Origin of the sequence: Acidiphilium sp. (genome assembly GCF_049977125.1) — a bacterium.
In the GTDB taxonomy this organism is placed as follows: Bacteria; Pseudomonadota; Alphaproteobacteria; order Acetobacterales; family Acetobacteraceae; genus Acidiphilium.
This window is the reverse complement of sequence record NZ_JBMFGY010000313.1, coordinates 1-2,253: the sequence shown is the minus strand read 5'-3', so window position 1 is coordinate 2,253 and position 2,253 is coordinate 1. Positions and strand designations below refer to the sequence as shown.

Here is a 2,253-nt window from a genome sequence, read left to right as displayed (position 1 = left end):
GGACTACGTGGTTTATTCCCGGCCATTCAATTGAAACCTTTCCGGAACAGATGAAAGCGGTGGCTGAAGCTGGTCATGAGATTGGCATTCATGGATATAGCCACGAAAACCCCATAGAAATGACTCCAGAGCAAGAAGAGGCTGTGCTCGATAAGTCAATAGAATTAGTAACGCAACTAGCGGGTAAACGGCCGACTGGATATGTAGCGCCGTGGTGGGAATTCAGTAACGTTAGCAATGAACTATTGATAAAAAAAGGAATCAAATATGACCATAGCCTCATGCACCGTGATTATGAACCATATTACGTTCGTGTTGGAGACAAATGGACCAAAATAGACTATACGAAGTCGGCGGGAGAATGGATGAAACCGCTAATTCGTGGTCAAGAGACTGATCTTGTCGAAATTCCCGCGAGTTGGTATCTAGATGACTTGCCGCCGATGATGTTTATTAAGAAATCCCCGAATAGTCACGGCTTCGTCAACCCGCACGATATAGAAACGATATGGCGAGAGCAGTTCGACTGGGTTTATCGTGAATATGATTATGCAGTTTTCCCAATAACAATTCACCCAGATGTTTCGGGTCGGCCGCAGGTTCTGATGATGCTTGAACGGCTGTATGATTATATGGCGCGTCATCCAGGTGTGCGATTTGTTACTATGAACGAGATCGCCGACGATTTCCTTCGACGTAATCCACGACAAGGTTGATCGATGTGCGGACTTTGTGGCAACCTCGGCGACAACGCACACTGGTCTGACGCTTCTCCAGGGCGGCCAGCTCAGTCTTCAGCATTGTCATGGCTACGGCGTGCGGAAAGACGAGCCCACGTCGCGGCCGCCAATCGTGCGCTTGCGGCTATCGGTCTTTTCTTAGCAGACTGGCAGGGGGCTTGCTTTATGCTGAGCAAGCGCACGGGTGGGGCTGTCGAGGTTGGTGGGTTAGGCGATCTTTGGATGCAAGCTGATCGCCTTTCTGGCAAGAAGCTGGACCCACTGGACGAAGCGACTCTTGCGGATATGGCACGTGGCAACAAGAGATAACCGCATTGAGGTACATGTTCTAACTGGTTTTCTTGGCAGCGGTAAGACCACTTTATTGCGTCAGTTGCTTTTGGATCCACGACTTCTGGATACTGCTATCCTAATCAATGAGTTCGGGACCGTCGGGATTGACCATCTACTGACTGGCGCGATGGTGGGCGACGTTGTCTTGCTGGGAGGGGGCTGTGTTTGCTGTTCAATACGGGGGGATGTTGCGAACGCGCTTCGCGACCTTTGGGTCAGACGAGCAAAGGACGAGTTACCTCCGTTTCGTCGGGTCATCATTGAGACGACGGGTCTCGCCGATCCCTTCCCTGTGATGGCGACAGTTGCGGCGGATATTGCCTTACGCCATCATTTTCGTCCAGGCAAAGTAATAACCATGGTTGACGCGGTTAATGGTATACAAACGCTTAAACGCTTTCCAGAAAGCATTCAGCAAGTAAAAGCTGCCGATAGACTTTTTGTGACGAAATGTGATATTGCGCAGCCGCAGGGACGCCTTGCGGTTAGAGCACTTCTGCAGAGCCTCAATCCGTTAGCCGGAATATAGGATATTACACAGGGAGTCACGGGACCGGAGATTCTTCTCGATGACATTCACCCATCCGAGGAAATCGAGCGCGCTGGTCGTTGGATCAACTCACCTGCAGGCCAAATGAGCCATAACCGGATCACTGGATGCGTAATTGAGCAGGTTGAGGAGATCGGCTGGGCAGATTTTGGATTGTGGTTCAGCCTCCTCGCGCATCGTCACGGCGAGCGGATACTAAGAATGAAGGGGATATTCCGGTTCGCTGGCGGTGGCGCGCCGGTGCTGATCCAAGCAGCTCAGCATCTCGTGCATCGGCCCGAGCACCTAACGACGCTTCCAAATGACAGTCCGGCAGTTTCTATGGTTTTGATCACTGAAGGAATCGAACACGAGCGTCTTCGTCGATCCTTTTCGATCATGGCCGGACGCCAGGGTACGATTTAAGAATCTTCTGTCCGTGTTGTGACGAGGCTAAATAACGAGGCCATAAGGGGGTCAATTGGTGCTTATATTGTGAGTTTTCCTTAAAGAGGCTCTCCGTCGATGTTGGTGCAGGACTGCGATGGTGATCGAGTTCATGATGTCCATATTGTAGAGATGACACAATATTTTCTGAACCCATCTTTAGCACTAAAACGATCATAATATGCAACGAAACCGCGCAACATA

The 2,253-nt window shown here is 50.5% G+C and carries 3 protein-coding genes; all 3 read left to right on the top strand.

Features of this window, described 5'->3' with window-relative positions; translation table 11 throughout:
- Window positions 1–716 (top strand): polysaccharide deacetylase family protein (locus ACP5E6_RS18515; protein WP_427956847.1); only part of this gene is annotated, 716 nt, incomplete at its 5' end.
- 316 nt (window positions 717–1,032) lie between these two features.
- Window positions 1,033–1,602: a CobW family GTP-binding protein gene (locus ACP5E6_RS18510; protein WP_427956844.1), complete on the top strand. Its 570-nt coding sequence runs from the start codon at window positions 1,033–1,035 to the stop codon at window positions 1,600–1,602.
- Window positions 1,603–1,707: 105 nt separating this feature from the next.
- A complete protein-coding gene (locus ACP5E6_RS18505) occupies window positions 1,708–2,028 on the top strand; it encodes a GTP-binding protein (protein ID WP_427956842.1) in 321 nt (106 codons plus the stop codon).
- Window positions 2,029–2,253 lie beyond the last annotated feature (225 nt).